The 15,515-nt window shown below is 71.0% G+C and carries 15 protein-coding genes and 2 pseudogenes; 8 read left to right on the forward strand and 9 right to left on the reverse strand.

What is annotated here, in order from left to right:
- Nucleotides 1-17 precede the first annotated feature (17 nt).
- From WMF20_RS07610 to WMF20_RS07620, 3 genes and pseudogenes are all read right to left on the reverse strand, one after another.
- On the reverse strand, nt 18-1,448 hold the full coding sequence (locus tag WMF20_RS07610) for an ATP-binding protein (protein WP_437611936.1): 1,431 nt from the start codon (nt 1,446-1,448) through the stop codon (nt 18-20).
- A gap of 85 nt (nt 1,449-1,533) precedes the next feature.
- A pseudogene (locus WMF20_RS07615) lies at nt 1,534-1,709 on the reverse strand (helix-turn-helix domain-containing protein); the annotation flags it as partial.
- Nucleotides 1,710-1,820: 111 nt separating this feature from the next.
- The gene (locus WMF20_RS07620) at nt 1,821-2,066 is read right to left on the reverse strand and encodes a hypothetical protein (protein WP_437611938.1); all 246 of its coding nucleotides are present in this window, start codon (nt 2,064-2,066) and stop codon (nt 1,821-1,823) included.
- 19 nt (nt 2,067-2,085) lie between these two features.
- On the opposite strand from WMF20_RS07620, the gene WMF20_RS07625 reads away from it, so the two are divergent.
- The 4 genes from WMF20_RS07625 (at nt 2,086) to WMF20_RS07640 (ending at nt 4,860) form a co-directional block, all read left to right on the forward strand.
- Nucleotides 2,086-2,508, forward strand: a complete 423-nt coding sequence (locus WMF20_RS07625; protein ID WP_437611940.1) for a hypothetical protein — start codon at nt 2,086-2,088, stop codon at nt 2,506-2,508.
- Between the two features lie 127 nt (nt 2,509-2,635).
- A complete protein-coding gene (locus WMF20_RS07630; RefSeq protein WP_437611942.1) occupies nt 2,636-3,037 on the forward strand; it encodes a hypothetical protein in 402 nt (133 codons plus the stop codon).
- Nucleotides 3,038-3,201: 164 nt separating this feature from the next.
- A complete protein-coding gene (locus tag WMF20_RS07635; protein WP_437611944.1) occupies nt 3,202-3,681 on the forward strand; it encodes an SRPBCC domain-containing protein in 480 nt (159 codons plus the stop codon).
- A gap of 255 nt (nt 3,682-3,936) precedes the next feature.
- On the forward strand, nt 3,937-4,860 hold the full coding sequence (locus tag WMF20_RS07640) for a hypothetical protein (protein WP_437611946.1): 924 nt from the start codon (nt 3,937-3,939) through the stop codon (nt 4,858-4,860).
- 269 nt (nt 4,861-5,129) lie between these two features.
- On the opposite strand, the gene WMF20_RS07645 is transcribed toward WMF20_RS07640, so the two are convergent.
- The 4 genes from WMF20_RS07645 to WMF20_RS07660 all read right to left on the reverse strand — a co-directional run bounded on the left by WMF20_RS07645 (nt 5,130) and on the right by WMF20_RS07660 (nt 9,128).
- A complete protein-coding gene (locus WMF20_RS07645) occupies nt 5,130-5,891 on the reverse strand; it encodes a hypothetical protein (RefSeq protein WP_437611948.1) in 762 nt (253 codons plus the stop codon).
- Nucleotides 5,892-5,910: 19 nt separating this feature from the next.
- The gene (locus WMF20_RS07650) at nt 5,911-6,039 is read right to left on the reverse strand and encodes a hypothetical protein (RefSeq protein ID WP_437611950.1); all 129 of its coding nucleotides are present in this window, start codon (nt 6,037-6,039) and stop codon (nt 5,911-5,913) included.
- Nucleotides 6,040-6,123: 84 nt separating this feature from the next.
- Nucleotides 6,124-7,470 carry a DUF1552 domain-containing protein gene (locus WMF20_RS07655; protein WP_437617089.1) on the reverse strand — a complete coding sequence of 449 codons (1,347 nt, stop codon included), beginning with the start codon at nt 7,468-7,470 and terminating at the stop codon, nt 6,124-6,126.
- Nucleotides 7,471-7,505: 35 nt separating this feature from the next.
- A complete protein-coding gene (locus tag WMF20_RS07660) occupies nt 7,506-9,128 on the reverse strand; it encodes a DUF1592 domain-containing protein (protein ID WP_437611952.1) in 1,623 nt (540 codons plus the stop codon).
- 817 nt (nt 9,129-9,945) lie between these two features.
- Between WMF20_RS07660 and WMF20_RS07665 the strand changes: the two genes are divergently transcribed.
- From WMF20_RS07665 to WMF20_RS07675, 3 genes are read left to right on the forward strand one after another with little or no spacing between them, the layout of a single operon-like run.
- The gene (locus WMF20_RS07665; RefSeq protein ID WP_437611954.1) at nt 9,946-10,575 is read left to right on the forward strand and encodes an RNA polymerase sigma factor; all 630 of its coding nucleotides are present in this window, start codon (nt 9,946-9,948) and stop codon (nt 10,573-10,575) included.
- Nucleotides 10,565-11,875, forward strand: coding sequence for a FecR domain-containing protein (locus WMF20_RS07670; RefSeq protein ID WP_437611956.1), 1,311 nt, complete (start codon nt 10,565-10,567; stop codon nt 11,873-11,875). The genes WMF20_RS07665 and WMF20_RS07670 overlap by 11 nt, the downstream gene beginning before the upstream one ends.
- Entirely contained in the window at nt 11,872-12,930 is a 1,059-nt protein-coding gene (locus WMF20_RS07675; RefSeq protein ID WP_437611959.1) for a hypothetical protein, read from the forward strand. The genes WMF20_RS07670 and WMF20_RS07675 overlap by 4 nt, the downstream gene beginning before the upstream one ends.
- 95 nt (nt 12,931-13,025) lie before the next feature.
- On the opposite strand, the gene WMF20_RS07680 is transcribed toward WMF20_RS07675, so the two are convergent.
- Complete coding sequence (locus tag WMF20_RS07680) at nt 13,026-14,348, reverse strand: RICIN domain-containing protein (RefSeq protein WP_437611961.1); 1,323 nt, start codon at nt 14,346-14,348, stop codon at nt 13,026-13,028.
- A 335-nt stretch (nt 14,349-14,683) separates the two neighbouring features.
- A pseudogene (locus WMF20_RS07685) lies at nt 14,684-14,830 on the reverse strand (SDR family oxidoreductase); the annotation flags it as partial.
- 24 nt (nt 14,831-14,854) lie between these two features.
- Between WMF20_RS07685 and WMF20_RS07690 the strand changes: the two are divergent.
- Nucleotides 14,855-15,460 carry a Uma2 family endonuclease gene (locus WMF20_RS07690; protein WP_437617090.1) on the forward strand — a complete coding sequence of 202 codons (606 nt, stop codon included), beginning with the start codon at nt 14,855-14,857 and terminating at the stop codon, nt 15,458-15,460.
- The last annotated feature ends 55 nt before the right edge of the window (nt 15,461-15,515 follow it).

The raw sequence follows: 15,515 nt of genomic DNA on the forward strand, positions 1-15,515 counted from the left end.
TCCCGCCCGGGGTGTCCTTATCCACGACGCACCCCCTTCTTGCTGCTCTTCTGCGTCGCCTTCGTGCCCGTCTTCCTGGGCTTCGCCGCGGGTTTCGACGTCGACTTGGCCGTCTTTGCCTTCGGCTTGGTCTTCTTCGAAGCAGCGGGCTTCGCGGCTCCGCCTCTCGACATGGTCTTCCCTCGCTCCGCCGACTCGAAGCGGGGATGGGCCCGGAGGACGCAAGTCACGGAGACCTCCGTGGCATCGAAGATGGGCGGGGGACAGCCCGCTGCTTTCATCGTGCTGCGGATGGTCTGAATCCCTTGTCCCTCCGCCTGGGCGAGCTGGAGGCGAGAGAGGAACCAGGCGAGCGCCTGGTTTCGCCAGCGGGGCGTGACGGAGCCCGTACGGAGGTTCTCCAGCGTCACACCGACGGGAAGCGGCCCCGGTGAGACGAGCTCGATGCGATCACGGTACGAGGTGAAGCGGCCAGGATCGACGAGCTCATAGTCTCGATGCGCGAGCGCATTGACCATCGCCTCCTGGAGCGCTCGCCGTGGATACTTCTGCGCATTCGGTGCCTCGAGGTCGGTCTTGTCGAACAGCGTCACGGCTTCGGCGTCGAGGAGCTCCTGAAGGCGGCGCGCCTGATCGAGCAGCGTCCCGGGGATCTCGACGCGACGAGCGACGGGAGCGGTGCGATCGAGCCCCGGGTACGCGGAGAAGATCGAGAACGCGCCGGGGATGAAGCGCTGGGGCTCTCGTCCGAAGAGCAACACGGCGAAGTTCCTCGGACGCAGCACGCCGGAGAGCGGCTCGGCCACGCACAGCGACGGCACGAACGGCGAGAGCTGAACCCCGTCGACCAGGTAGGGATCGACACCACGGTCGAGCGTGAAGACCCCCATGCGCTGCAGCGCGTCCCTCAGCGTGAGGAGGTCGATGTCGTTCACGGTCGCGGCGTTGCACGGCCTCCGATCCCAGGGCTCCAGAGCCCCCTTGCGAACGAGCAGGTCTTTGAGGAGCCCGTTCCGCGCCTCGATGGTGGAGCGGCTCACCCGCACGAAGTGCTTCGCCCCCTCGTTGCTTCGGCGAAACGTGTGCGCGGAGCCCGTGGCAGGTTGGAGGAAGACCAGGATCCGCCGCTGCGGATCGTCCGACTCGAGCTCCTCGACCAACGGCGCCAGAGGCGGAGAGACGCGATCCCTGCACCGAGTCAGGACAGTGTTCTCGACCTCCTTCAAGCGCGCTGCGGTCAGCCCCGTGCGAACGAGCTTGGGAAATCCGCTCTCGTCCTTCTCCTCCTTCGCACCGCACACCACGTAGCCGCCGCCCAGATTCTGGAGGTCGTTCGCGAAGGCAGTGAGCGTCTCGACGACGTCGTTGACGTCAGCGACGTTCTCTTTCCATTCCGTCTGCTCGCTCCCTCGTCTCGCGAGCTCCACGAGGTCGATGCGGGCCGTCACGAAAGCACCACCTTCTTGCCCGCACCGATGAGGCGCGCACGCTCATCGCGCAGGCCAGCCAGCGCAGCGTCGAACTGCTCTTCCGTCTCGATTCCTCGGTCCCTCGCACCCACTCGTCGACCTCGGAAAGCTGGAACTTCCAGAGGCATCCTATTTGTGCGCCGGCAGGCTCCGGGTCTCGATCCATCGGTAGACCGAGTCCTTCGCCACCCCAAGGTGCCTGGCGACGTCTTCAACCGAGGCCCAACGCTCTGTCGTCATCGGCGCCGCTCCGGTCGCGTGGAATCCCCTGTGCACCGGAGCAGGGTACCCGGGCCGAGCTCTGCCGACAAGACCCGACTAGAGTCGAGAAGAACAGGTGTGGCCCGGAACCTACCCGCGCCGCATGGCGGACGCCTTCACCGTCGGCTGCGGGGCCCACGTCCCCGCGTGGGCCGCCGACCGGACGGGCCGTTCGGCCATCGGCTCGGCGGCATTGACGGCTTCGAGCGCCATTGAGGCGAAGACGTCGGCAAGGAGCTCACACCGGCGCTCCGTGCCCAGGAGGAACGCCTTCGCGCAGAGGTCGAGCGCCAGCAGAAGGCGTAGGTCACGGCCGCGCGCGAGCCAGGCACCCACGCGCAAGGCCCTCGGCGCCGTGGGGCGCGTCGACGCTGCTCCGGCCGTTCGCGCGCCCCCGCCGTCTCCGGACGTCCTCCCCGCCCATCTGGACGTCCCCCCGACCAGGAAGCTCGCGGAGGACCTGCAACGGCGAGCGCTGGAGGCGGCCCCCGAAGCCGGCGCCTCGGCCGCGGCGACCACGACCCGCAACCAGCTGCTGCACCTGATGGTCGAGCGGGTGGGCGCCATCCGGAAGACCGCGGCCCACGTGTTCCGGCGCCACCCCGAGATCGCCCGCGAGGTGACGAGCGCCTACGAGCGGCGCCGGCGCGCGGCGGCGCGGCGCGACAAGGCCCGCAAGGCCGCCGAGGCCGGACAGGCCAACGGCAAGCCGGCGGAGGCCAACGGCAAGCCGGCGGCGGCGTCCGCGCCCGCGACCCCCGCGCCCACGACGCCCTAAACATCGGCCGGCGGGCCGGCGGCTTCAACGCCCATCATGCCGCAGGGGGACGCACGTCGGCAGGCTCTCCGAACGTCCTCGTGCCGATTGCCTCGGCGAGTAATATTTGACTCGTCCGGAGGTCGTCATGTCCCGCTTCCAGGCCCTGACCAACAGCGTGCTCGACGCCGAGCTGGAGATGCTGCGCGAGCGGCTCGGGCTCGAGCCCAACCAGAATGCCGACCTCCTGCGTGAGGTCGCCGCGCTCGCCGGATGGGTCGTGCGGCAGGCCGAGCAGGGGCGAGCCATCGAGGCGCGCCGTGGCGAGGAGGTGGAGGCGCTCGTTCATCCGGCGATCGAGCGCCTCCGCGCCAGACGGCAGACGCCGATGGGCGAGCGCCTCACGCTGAGCGACGCCGAGACGATGCGCCTGGCCAGCGTTCTCGATCAAGGCTTCGAGCCGCCTCCCGCGCTCCGCGAGGCGCTGGCGAACCTGGCGAACCCGAAGCGCCGTCCGCCGAAGCTTCGCTGGAAGAAGCCGGCTGTCTGAACCATGGCGCTCCGCATCGAGGCCGGGGCATCCTCCGCCGTCGAGCAGGAGTCACCAGCAGCGGCGCCGACCCGGCCGGGGTCGATGCCGCCGACAGAACCGGTGAAGCTGCCAACCGCTTCTTCGGTCTGGCCAGAGGACCGGTGGCGCGATAGCTTGTGCGGGTGCGAGATCCAGCCGCCAGAGGTCGAACGGATACCGCGTCGCTCGTCGTCGCAGCCCGACCCGACGCGGTCTACCGTGCCTTCGCCGATCCCGACGCGCTGATGGCGTGGCTCCCGCCCGAGAGCATGACCGGTCGCGTCCTCGACTACGACTTCCGCGAGGGCGGTCGCTACCGCGTCGAGCTGACCTACGAGGAGGCAGCGCCCTCCGGTGGGGGCAAGACCACAGAGCGGACCGACGTCAGCACCGGGCGCTTCCTCTCGCTGGAGCCGGGCAAGCGCATCGCCCAGTCGGTCGAGTTCGAGTCGTCGGACGCTTCGTTCGCGGGCGAGATGGTGATGACGTGGTCGTTCGAACCGCTGCCCGCAGGGACCCGCATCACCATCACCGCGGAGAACGTCCCGCCCGGCATCAGCCAGGCCGACCACGACGCCGGCCTTCGATCGTCTCTGGAGAATCTCGCGCGCTACCTGGGGTGACGCCTGCCTCTCGCGCGGAGCGACCGGGCCGCCGCGATGCGGAGCCTCGGAGGGCCCCTCTCCCAGGCGCTACGCGACGACGCGGGGCTCGCGGAGTCGCTCAAGGACCGCCTGGCTCGTCGCGGAGGTGACATTCGACGGCGTACGGATTGTGGAACCGGGTCATGACGCCGCAGGCCGCCGCGCAGGCCATGCCCAACATCGCCCAGGTGTTCACCATCCAGAACGTGCCCGTGTTCCGCTGACAGACCGCCCATGCGACCTCCCCTGCCTCTGCACCTGTTTTCCCCTCGCGCTCAGCAGTTCCTCCTCTCCGCGGAGCGCGACGACATCGCACGCGATCGCGAGAGCGTCTCCCGCCGGCTGGCCGAGTGCCATCGGCCGCTGTTCGCTGCGGCCATCGATTTCGAGCAACTCTACGGCGGGCTGTCGTGGGGCGAGGACACCCTCGGGATCTACGATGACGAACCGATGCGCGACGAGAACGATCCGCTCGACCTCGACGGCACGATGGTGCCGATCGGCAGCGAGGGGGTCTGCGGCCTGTTCATGAACGAGGCGGGAGAGGTGATCGCCCAGCCTAACGTCAAGAGCGCCTCGATCGAGAAATACATCGAGCAGCGCGCGTTGCTCTCGGCCGCGGAAGCGCATCGCGCATACCGGGTCAAGGTCCGCCCCGCGACGGGCGACGCCCTCGCGGCGTCGCTCGGTCTCACCGTCGTCTCCGAGGCGACCGACGCGTATCAGGCCTACTTCGCTTCGGGTGGCGTGCTCCTGCGCCACTACCGGCAGCCGGAGGTGTACGAGGCGCGCGCGGACCTCGTGCTCGCCCCCGCGCTCGAGCACGTCGCGGCCATCCTGGAGTCGGCTGCCCACGTCGTCGGATCGCCCCGCGTGAGCGTCCACCGCGTGGGGGCGACGGTGGTTCGCCTGTCCGCCGACGAGGAGTCGAGCATCCCTCGTACGGGCTCGTGGAGCGCCGCCCCCGATGCCGTCCGTTTTGAGTACGGCGACGAGGACGACGACCACGATGGTACCGTCTTAGTCATCGGCACGCGCGGCTCGCGACGGATCGAGCAGTACCAGACGACCGCCGAAGGACGGCTGCTCAGCTGGACCACCTACGAGGATGGGAAGGCGACCCTGCGGCTCCCGTCAGGAGCGCCGGCGAGCTCCTGACGGGAGCCGCAATCGGCATAGCCATGCGGGAGCACCGCCGCCGGGAGCGACAGAGATGAGCAAGGCACACCGGGGCAGTGACCGTCCGCTCCGGCTCGCCGACAGCGCGCGCAGGCGGCTGAGCCGGCACGCGGTCGATGCCTTCCAGGAGCTCGACCTACGCGAGGAGGGAGGTGGAGCGCGGAAGGTGTTCTATGTCAACCCGCGCGTGCAGCGTGGTTGTACGGTGAGACGGCCGCTACGAGGAGCTCATCCTGCGCGGCGCACGGTCAGGGCTGCGCCGCCTCGACCGACAGCACGTCGAGCTGGATGAACTGACCGATGAAAGGCTCGGGTGCCGGGGGGATGCCGTCCACGACGAGGTGCTTGAAGTTGGCGATCTCGACGCCGTTTTGACCGTCGCCGACGAAAGTCACGGTGGCTCCACCCCGAATCGGGATGGTCTTCGTGTGGTCGATGATGAACGTGTCGTGACCCACGTTGGGGTTATCGTTGAGATAGTAGACCTCGGGCGGATCGGAGACAGCGAAGCTGTAGATGTTGTACGTCGGGTTGCTGGGCGAACCGCCGACGCGGAAGTGCATGCCGTCGGATGTGCCGCCCTGGTACGTCATCGGCTCGACGACGCCGCGCAGCCGGACAGTCACCTGGTAGGTCGTGTCGGGCGAGCCGCCGAACGTCTTCGTCTCGTCGACCCGCGCGGACGACGAGCACTCGTCACGGTTGCCTGGGTCCTGGTCGCACGGCAGCTCCCAGCGAAAGCCGTCGATGCTGGCGGCCGCGGCGCGCGGGTCCTCGCCGCCGCCGCTGCCGCCGGCTCCGCCGCTGCCGCCGGCCCCGCCGCTGCCGCCGGCCCCGCCGCCGCCGCCGGCCCCGCCGGAGCTCGCGCTGCTGGAGGCGCTCGTGCTGGCGCCCGTCGCGGCTCCCCCGCCCGAGCCCCCAGCGCCCGTCGCGCTGGAAGTAGCCTGGTCGTTCGCGGGCGGGTCGGCCTCGGAGCCGCAGGCAAGAAGGACCATCGTCACAGGGATCACGAACAGAGAGATTCTCATTTCACACCAGTCCGGCGAGAACGCCGGGATAGAAGTCGGGACCGTCGAACTTCGTCTCGTCGATGTCGAACCAGCTGGCGTCCCGCTGCCGGATCCTCCTCGCCCAGCGCGCGCCGGCGTCGTCCTGCAACGCCGGCGAGGCTGCCGGTGCGACCGGTCGAGACAGAGGAACGGGGACCCATGGCGCACGGCGCGCCGCGCCTCGTTCGAAGGGCTAGGTCAGGTTGGTGAGCGGCCCGGTGCAGTCCCGCGGGTCGCCGAACGTGGTCCGGGTGTCGCCGAACAGGTTCAAGATCGAGACGAGCAGGTTGTTGTGCGGGAGGTTCGGGTACCGCACCCAGCGTCCGGTGCGCAGGCCTCCGCCGCCGCCGGCCAGCAGGAACGGCATGTCGTTCTTCTTGTGCGTCGGCGGATCCGAGAGCTCGGAGCCGAAGAAGACGACGCTCTCGTCGAGCAGCGAGTGCCCGCCCATGTCGACCTTCTCCATCTCCTGCAGCAGATAGAGGTGCTGCTTCGAGTACCAGTTGCAGATGGCCTCGCACTCGTTCGGCCTGAAGCCGCCGTCGTGCTGGTAGAAATGGTGGTGCTCGGTCAGGTTGAGCCAGGGGAAGGTGTGCTTCGCCTCGGTGTCGCTCCACTGCAGGGTGCCGACCGCGGTGATGTCGCAGGCGAGCGCCATCACCATCATGTCCGTCAAGAGCTTGCCGACCTTGGGGATCGCCGCGTCGGTCGAGGTGTCCTTGATCGAGCCGTTGTCGGACGAGTTGAGCCCCGTGCGCGGGTTGTAGTCGGACGTGTCGACCCTCGTCGGCACCTTGCACGCGCTCGTCTCGACCGGAATGTTGCTGAGGCTCTGCTCGATCTCGCGGATCTTCGTGAGGTGCTGGTCGATCTTCTGCTTGTCGGCGGCGCCGAGCTTCCCGGACAGGGTGGCGTAGCGCCGATCCAGGAAGTCGAGGATCGATTGCTTCCGCGCGAGGCGACGGGCGGCGTCGTTGCCGTCGTTCGGGTTCAGCGTGCCGAAGAGCTCGGTGAAGATCTCCACCGGATCGAGGCGCGGCGGGATCGGCTTGTGCGGCGCGTCGTTCTCGAAATTCACGGCGTTCATCGGCGACAGCAGGCCGTGAGACTTGCCCGTGGCCCAGCGCAACGCGATCTGGATGCTGGCCTTCGCCTTTTGACCGGCGGAGATCCGGGCGGCGATCACCTGATCGATGGACGGCCCGCTCCCGTAGCCGCCGTTGTTGGCGCCGTCCTGCGCCGTGCCCGTGAGCCAGGCGATGATCCCGGCCTGATGCTGCTCGCCGCGCGCGCTCTTCATGTCGAGGCCGTCGACGACGAGCAGCCGGTTTTGCACGGGCGCGAGCGGCGCCAGGATGGGGCTCAGGGTGAAGCTCGTCTCCGAGCCGGTCGGCCTCCAGCGGTTCATCACGGTCCCGCCGGGCGTGTAGACGGCGAGGAAACGCTTGGCGGGGGCGGGGGCCGCGTGCGCCGCGCGTTCGGGGCCCATGATCTCCAGCCAGGGGAGCGAGACCGCGATGGCGCCGGCGCCCCGCAGCATGGCACGTCGGCTCAAACGAAAATTCGACATGACCTTCACTCCTGTCCTGAAGCCAAATAGTGGAAAGCGTCCGTCTGCGTGAGATCGATCAGGAGCTGTTTCACGTTGTACCCGGACGCCTCGAAGGCGGTCGTGACAGCCTGTTCGGTGCACTGGTCCTCTCTGCGCAGGGTGAGGCCGTAGGCGAACTCGCTCCAGCGCTTGGCGAAGCAGTGCTGCACCTCTTCCGACGCGGCGAGCTTCTGCACCAGCTCGATCGGCCCGCTCACGTCCCCCAGCGTCCCCGGGACCGTGCCGCTCGGATCGATCACGACGTCGTTCTCGGTGGTGCGGTACAGCCCGACCGCGTCGTAGTTCTCGAACGCGAAGCCGACCGGATCCATGAACTGGTGGCACCCCGCGCACGCCTTGTCCTTGCTGTGCTGGCTGAAGCGGTCGCGCGCCGTCGCGCCGGAGTACGGATCCGGCGGCTTCACCTTCTCCAAAATATCGCCGGTGGGGAGCGGGATCGGGATGCACATGAGCTTCTGCAGCACGAACGAGCCGCGGACCACGGGGTTCGTGTTGTTCGAGTGCGTCGTCCCGGCCATCACGCCCGCCTGGGTGAGGAGCCCGAGGCGCTGGGTCGTGTCGATCTCTACCTTTTGGAACTCGTCGCCCGTCACGCCGGAGACGCCGTAGAACGCCGCGAGCCGTTCGTTCATGAACGAGTACGGGGCCGTCAAGATGGACGGCCATGTCCCGCCCCCCTCGAAGATCTCGTGCTCGATGAGCCGCTGTGTCTCCTCGCGCATCAGCGAGCCGATGGTGCGAGAGAAGGTCGGGAACGCCTCCGCGTTCCGCTCGAGATCCGCGAGGCTGCTGATGGGGAGGAGGTTGTCGAAGAAGAACCGGATGGTGGGCCGGGACCGGGGATCCTCGAGCATGCGCTCGGCGTGCGCGCGCACGCCCTCCTTCGTCGATAGCTCACCCGCCTGCGCGGCCGTGCGCAGCTGCTCGTCGGGCATCGTGCCCCAGAGCATGTACGAGAGCCGCGTCGCCATCTCGTCGCCCGTCGGCCGGCGGAGCTGGGGGCGCTCGGGGTCGGGTGTGCCCCACTCGATGCGGTAGAGAAAGTCTGGCGATTGGAGCAGCGCCTCGATCACCGTCGCGACGCCGGTGGCGAACGTCGCGTCGGTCCTGCCGACTCTGTACAGCGCGAGGAGCTCCTCCGCCTCGCCGCCGGCGAGCGGCCTGCGGTACGCGACCGGGGCGAGGCTCTCGATGATCGTGCGCGCGCACGCCTCCTCGTCCGCCCCCGCCACGTTGCGCGCGCAGGGGGCGAGCTTCGCGAGCGCCTCCGGGGTGGCGGTCGCGCGCTGGGCGACGCCCTCCGCGACGGTGCCCAGCTGCTCGGCCAGCAGGCTCGAGACCGACAGCGTGTCCGCGTCGTTGCCGAAGCCGTTCCCCACGTCCTCGCTGGGCAGCGAAAAGGCGGGGTTGGTCGTGTCCCCCAGGAGATCGCGGACGGTGTTGTTGTACTCGGTGCGCGTGAGCCGCCGCAGCGGCGCTCGCCCGGGGTACACCACGCCGTCCTTGCACGCGAGCGGGGCCCCGGTGGTGGGATCCTTGACGTCAGGCTCGTCGCCGGGCTCGGCGCCGGAGCCAGGACCACCCACGTTTCCGATGCAGCCGCTGGCCAGGAGCAACGCGCCCAGGATCGCCGACCGAGAGCCTCGGAGAGGACGCGCCTGCTCGTGATGTGAGGACCTGGACATCGTTGTCGCTCCTCGCCCGCTCCGGGCATGCTGAAGTTCTCTCATCGAACAACAGGCTTTCTTTACAAGAGGATCACAGGATCATCGCGCCGGCCCCACCAGCGGGGCTCACGGCGAAGCAGGGACTACCGGGATCGCTCTGGCGGATCCGTGTTCCATCGATAGAAATGAGGAATCGAATCTCGGGACGTGCTGCCATCCGGCGGGCGCACCCTCGCCGACCCGCCGCCGCCGGGCTCGGGCGTCCCGCCCGTGGTGCGGACCGATCGGGAGGACGAAGCGATCAGGAAGAGCAAGTGGAGCGCCCGCCATGCAGTAGCGGATCGCCCTCGGACCGGCTCACAACGTGAGCGAATATCGCCGAGGTGAAGTTTTCCTGTCGAAGCGTGAGCCTGCGCGTCGCGCCCGTGGGCGAGCTCACCGTAGGCCACCGGCTCATCCACCCGCGCGCGCGGTGAGCCGATTCGGCGTGGTCTCGCTACTGCCTGACATGCGCTTCGCCAGCCCGGCCGGGGAGCCTGCCGAACCCCGTGGGGTCTTGCCGGCGTGGCGTGGTGTCGCCGCGGGTGGCAGCCATGCAATCCACACCGGGGAACACCGCTGCGATGGCCTCCGGCCGTGTGCGACGAGCTCCTTGCAACGGAGACATGGGCTCGATACCGTGGCTCCCCCGCGCGGTCGCTGTGCGGGGATCATGAGCCCCCGGAGCGATGCCGTCGTGCGCAGAGCCAGCGTTGCCATCGCTCCTCCGGAAGCCGAGCGGGGCGGCCCCGACGACCGCGCGCTGGTGCGCGCGCTCATGGCGGGGGAGCCGTGGGCGGCGGCGGCGGTGTGGAACCGGCACGCGCCGAAGGTGTTCCGGATCGTGGCGCGGGTGCTCGGGCCGGGCGCCGACGCCGAGGACCTCACCCAGGACGTGTTCGTGAGCGTCTTCCTCAAGGTGCCCGGGCTGAGGGATCCGGACGCGCTCGGGAGCTTCATCGTGTCGGTCACCCTCCGGATGCTCAAGTGGGAGCTCCGGCGACGGCGCGTGCGGCGGATCCTCCACCTCTCGGAGAGCGCGGAGCTCCCGGAGCAGGCGGTGGAGCCGGTGGACAGCGAGGCGCGCGAGGCGCTCGGGCGCCTCTACGCGATCCTCGACACGCTGAGCGCGGACGACCGGACCGCGTTCGTGCTCCGGCACATGGAGGGCATGAGCCTGCCGGAGATCGCGGAGGCGGCCCGTGTGTCGCTGGCCACGGTGAAGCGACGGCTCAGCCGGGCCACGGAGCTCGTGTCGTCGCGCGTGGAGCACGACGCGTCCCTCGCCGGCTACTACAAGAAAGGGACGGCGCGAGATGAACCGTGACGAGGGGAGAGAGCCGGAGCTGAGCGCGAACGCCGCGCGCCTCGTCGGGCTCGCGTGCCGGTCGCTCGGCGAGATGTCCCACCAGCAGCGGACGCGAGGGTTGCTCCGCGTCGCGGAGCGGACGGCGTCGCGCCGGGCGCTCCGGCTCTCGCCCTTCGGGGCGGTCGCGCTCTCGATCGCCGTGGCGGCCGCGGGCTTCGTCGCCTTCGGGCGGTGGCAACGCAGGGCGCCCTCCGAGCTCCTGTCCTACGAGGTGGAGGGGGGCGTCGCCTCGCAGGACGGCTCGCTCCAGGCCGACGCGGCGAGCCGGCCGAAGCTCCGGTTCTCCGACGGCACCGAGGTGGAGCTCGCCGAGGGCGCGCGCGCGCATCTCGCGTCGGTGACCGGGCAGGGCGCCCGGGTCGCGCTCGACCGGGGCGAGGTCCGCGCGCACGTGGTCCACCGGTCTGGGACGCAGTGGCTGTTCGACGCGGGGCCGTTCGTGGTGACCGTGACCGGGACGGCCTTCGCGCTCGCCTGGGCGCCGGAGGACGAGCGCCTCGATCTGCGGCTCGAGAATGGCGCCGTCACCGTCAGCGGGCCGCTGTCCGGCGAGCCGATCGCCATGCGCGCCGGGCAGTGGCTCACCGTGCGGCTGCGCACCGGCGAGGTTCTCCTGCGCGAGCTCGGCGCGCAGAAGGGCGCGGAGGCGGCGCCGAGCTCCGCCCCGCCCTCGGGCGGCGCCGAGCTCCCCGGCGCGGGCGCCGAGCTCCCCGGCGCGGGCGCCGAGCTCCCCGGCGCGCCGCCGGAGGGCGAGGCGCCCGCGGCCCCGCGCGCGGAGGCGGCGGCCGCGCCGAAGCGCGACTGGGCCGGGCAGCTCGCGGCCGGGCAGCTCGACGCCATCGTCGACGAGGCGCAGCGCCGCGGGCTCGACCAGACCCTCGCGGCGTCCAGCAGCGCGGAGCTCTCGGCGCTCGCGGACGCGGCGCGCTACACGCGGCGGGGCGACGTCGCGCGGCGGGCGCTGCTCGCGCAGCGCCGGCGCTTCCCCGCGACCCAGCGCGCCCGGGAGGCGGCCTTCCTGCTCGGCCGCCTCGCCGAGGCCCAGGAGGGAGGCGCTGCGGCGCTCCCGTGGTTCGAGACGTACCTCAAGGAAGCGCCGCAAGGGGCCTATGCCTCCGAGGCGCTCGGGCGCAAGATGGAGATCGTGCGGCGGCTCCACGGGGATGCGCAAGCCGAGATCGTCGCCCGGGAGTACCTGCGCCGGTTCCCCGGCGGGACCTACGCCCAGGCAGCGCGGACCCTCGCTCGGGAGCCGTGAGGTTCGCGCGGGCGAAAGCGCTCTCCGGGGCCCTCGCGCTCCTCCTCTGCGCCGCGAGCCCCGCGGCGTCGGCGGAGCCTGCGCGCGTGGTCCTCGTGCGGCCCAGCGCCGCCGACCCGTCGATCTCCGAGGCGCTGATCCGCATCCACGGGGAGCTCGTCGCCGATGGCTTCGATGTGGAGCTCCTCGGTTCGCCGTCGGCCTCCGCCCCCCGGCCGGCGATGGACGACGCCGGGCAGCTGGCCGGCTCCGCGGCCCTGATCGGGCTGTTCCTGGCGCCGGACGGTCAGGCCGCCGAGCTCTGGGTGGTCGACCCGCGGACGAACGAGACGCTCGTGCGCCGGATCGACACGCGCGGCGAGGCGCCGGAGCACATCGCCGAGGTGCTCGCGGTGCGCGCCGTCGAGCTGCTCCGCGCGAGCCAGCTCGAGCTCCTGATGTCCTCGCGGCGCTCCGCGGCGCCCGCCGCCGCGCCGCCCCCGGGCGAGGTGAGCCCGCAGGCGCCTCGACCGGCAGAGCGGCCGCTCGACCCGCCGCGCCGGACGATGTGGGGCGTCGAGCTGGGGGGCGGGCTGCTCGTGAGCCCGGGCGGCATCGGCCCGGCGCTGCTCGGGGTCGCGCGCCTGCGCGTCGCGCCGCTCGCTCCGATCGAGGCGCGCCTCTCGCTCGCCGGGCTCGGGACGGCGCCGCGCGTCGCCGGGCCGCAGGGCAGCGCGACCGTGCAGCAGCGGTTCGGGCTCGTCGAGCTCGCGGCGCTCCCCTGGCCCGAGCTCCGCTTGCGCCCGAGGTTCTCGGCCGGCCTCGGGGTGCTCCACGTGGCCGTGGACGGCGAGGCGTCGTGGCCGTACCGGGGGGTCCACAGCGCGCAATGGGCGTTCGCCGCGGACGCCGGCGCCGGCGTCGAGCTCGGGATCGTGCGGCGGCTCGACGTCGTCGTCGAGGCGCACGCGCTCGTCGCGCACCCGTACCCGGTGGTCCGCTTCGTCGAGACCGAGGCGGCGCGCGTCGCGCGCCCGGCGCTGCTCGGCAGCCTCAGCCTCGTGGGGTGGCTGTGATTCGGAGGACGGCCGCCCCGCGCGCCTGGCGGTGGATGCTCATCGGCTGTCGATGTCGCTGAGCAGGCTGCTCGCCTGCGGAGAGGCGCCGGGCGTCACGGGCCCGCGCCGCTGGTGCCGGTGCCGGCTTCGAGCGGGGTCAGCTTGAACTGCTGGCTGGCGCCGCCGTTGGAAGCCCTCTGGACGAGGGCGGTGCCGTTGGAGGGCGGGGAGCCGTAAGCGTCGATGACCTTGCCGCTGAGGCGCGACGTGATGCGGACGGCGCCGCCGCCTGCCTCGGTGACGGACCATTGCTGGTTGGGGTTGTCGTGGCAGGTGTACTGCACGATGGCGGCGCCGTCGGCGGTCGACGCGCTGCGGACGTCGAGGCACTTGTCGCTGTGGACGTTGCGGATCCGGTAATACCCGCCGTCCACCGCCTCGAAGCGGAACTGCTGGTTGGTGCCGCCGTTGCAAGCCCAGAGCTGCAGGACGACATCGTCGGCCGTGATGACGGCGGCGTCGACGTCCACGCAGAGCCCGCTCTGGACGCCGACCAGGGTGTAGTTGGTGCCCGTCGAGATGTCCGCTTCGACCTCCGCCGGGACGGCGTGCTGGAAGAGCTCGGCGACCTCCGCCGGGGCGAGCGCTCGGCTGTAGATCGCGATGTCGTCGACGTCCCCGACGAGGAGCCGACCCTCCTGCGGCCGTCGGCCGACGTAGAGGCTGGTGGGGCCGGGCGAGATCGTCTTTTCGATGGGCACGGTGCTGTGGAGCCGCCCGTCGACGTAGAGGCTCATGGTGAGCGCCTCGCCGTCGACGACCCCGACGGCGTGCGTCCACCGCTGGAGCTCCAGGCAGGAACATAGGATGGCGTGGTCGTCGGAGATCTCGGGCCCCTTCCAGAACCCGAAGCGCATGCCTGGCGCCTCGCCGTCGTAGTCGACGCTGAGCTCCCATCCGCCGGCGTTCTCCGTGCTGATCACGGTCCTCAGCGTGTCGTCGGCGGGGGGCTGGTCGGTCAACACGCGAACCCACGCCGAGGCGGTCCAGCTCGAGGTGGCGTTCGGGAAATCGCCCACCGTCATGAACTCGCCCTCGTCGAAGTGCAGCGCGCGCCCGAACCGGCCGTCCTTCACCCACGTGCCGCCGGTGAGCTCGCCGTGGCGCCGGTTGCCGGACCGGTCGGTCACGACCGTCCCTTCGCCCTCGTCGAACGGCCAGTACGCGACAAGGTCCTGCGTCAACGTCGTCGTCGTCGCCGGCGCGACGGCGTCGAGCGGCGCCTTCTCGCAGGCCGCGAGCCCGAGCGACGCGACCGCGGCCACCCAGCGGCGCGCCGCGCGGCCATGATGCGCCGCCGCGGAGCCCGGCGTCGCGGCCGGACCCCGGCGCGGGCGCCGCGTGTTCGAGCGCGTCATCATCAGATCTTCACGCATAGCAGGCGACATGACAGAGCGTAAAGCCCGCCTGTCGGGCTCGACAGGGGGAGGGCGGAGGCGCCGCGTGGCCGCTCTCGCCGGGCGAGGCGGGCAAGGACGCGCTGGGCCGGCTCGTGGAAGCGCAGCGCGCGCAGCTGGGGACGTAGGTGCTCGGCTCGTCGCAGGCCGCGCGCGTCGCGGGGCTGATCCGCCGGTCCGATCCGGACGCCGTGATCGTCGAGGCGGACGCGGCGCTCGCGGCGGAGGTCGCCGCAGCGCTGGAGGCCGAGCCGGCGGCGGCTGCGATCCCGGGGGTAGAGCGCGTGCTCGCCGTCCAGCTGGGGCACCGGCGCTCAATCCCCTGGCTGGATGGCGACGGAGTATCCGCCGTCGGCCATCACGATGGATCCGACCATGAAGCTCGCCTTGTCGGACGCCAGGAACGCGACGACCTCGGCGATCTCCTCGGGCGCGGCCGCGCGACGGATGGCGCGCTTGCCCGGGGGGATTTGCTATCCTCGGGCATGACCGCATCCGCGCCGAAGGCTGCCCGCCCCGCGACCTTGGAGGATCTCCTCGCGATCCCGGAGGAAGAGCGGCGCCACGAGCTCATCGAGGGCAGCATCGTCGAGAAGGGGGCCGCGACCGGAGAGCACGGGGCCGTGCAGCGCAAGCTCTCCGCCTACGTCGATCCCTACGATCAGCGGCCCGGCGGGCGCAGGCCCGGGGGTTGGTGGTTCGCCACCGAGGTCGATGTCCACTTCGATGCCGCGAACACCGTCCGCCCCGACGTGGTCGGCTGGCGGCGAGAGCGCGTCCCGGAGCGCCCGCGCGGTATCCCGATCATGGTGCGCCCCGATTGGATCTGCGAGATCCTCTCGACGAACAAGCGGAACGACCTCATCAAGAAGAAGCGCGTCTATCACCGGCACCAGGTTCCACACTATTGGATCATCGACCCCGAGGAAGAGACCCTGGCCGTCTACCGCTGGACGCAGGAAGGCTATGTCGAGATCCTCGCCGCCGAGCGCGGCGAGCAGGTCCGGGCCGAGCCGTTCGAGGCGACCCCGCTGCAGGTCGGCGTGCTCTTCGGCGACGACGAAGCCGACGAGCCCGCGCGGGAGCCCTAGTACAGCGCTCCCCGAGCTCCGCGCGCGCTCGTAGACCCACGGCCCGCGGGGCCCA

The sequence above is a fragment of the Sorangium sp. So ce834 genome, from assembly GCF_051521425.1.
Lineage (GTDB): Bacteria > Myxococcota_A > Polyangia > Polyangiales > Polyangiaceae > Sorangium > Sorangium cellulosum_D.

Bases quoted from the DNA above. Each gene is read 5' to 3' on its own strand.
- WMF20_RS07640 (WP_437611946.1), top strand. From the start codon at position 3,937: ATGCGACCTCCCCTGCCTCTGCACCTGTTTTCCCCTCGCGCTCAGCAG.
- WMF20_RS07670 (WP_437611956.1), top strand. From the start codon at position 10,565: ATGAACCGTGACGAGGGGAGAGAGCCGGAGCTGAGCGCGAACGCCGCG.
- WMF20_RS07655 (WP_437617089.1), bottom strand. From the start codon at position 7,470: ATGCTGCGGGGCGCCGGCGCCATCGCGGTCTCGCTCCCCTGGCTGGAG.
- WMF20_RS07690 (WP_437617090.1), top strand. From the start codon at position 14,855: ATGACCGCATCCGCGCCGAAGGCTGCCCGCCCCGCGACCTTGGAGGAT.
- WMF20_RS07630 (WP_437611942.1), top strand. From the start codon at position 2,636: ATGTCCCGCTTCCAGGCCCTGACCAACAGCGTGCTCGACGCCGAGCTG.
- WMF20_RS07680 (WP_437611961.1), bottom strand. From the start codon at position 14,348: ATGCGTGAAGATCTGATGATGACGCGCTCGAACACGCGGCGCCCGCGC.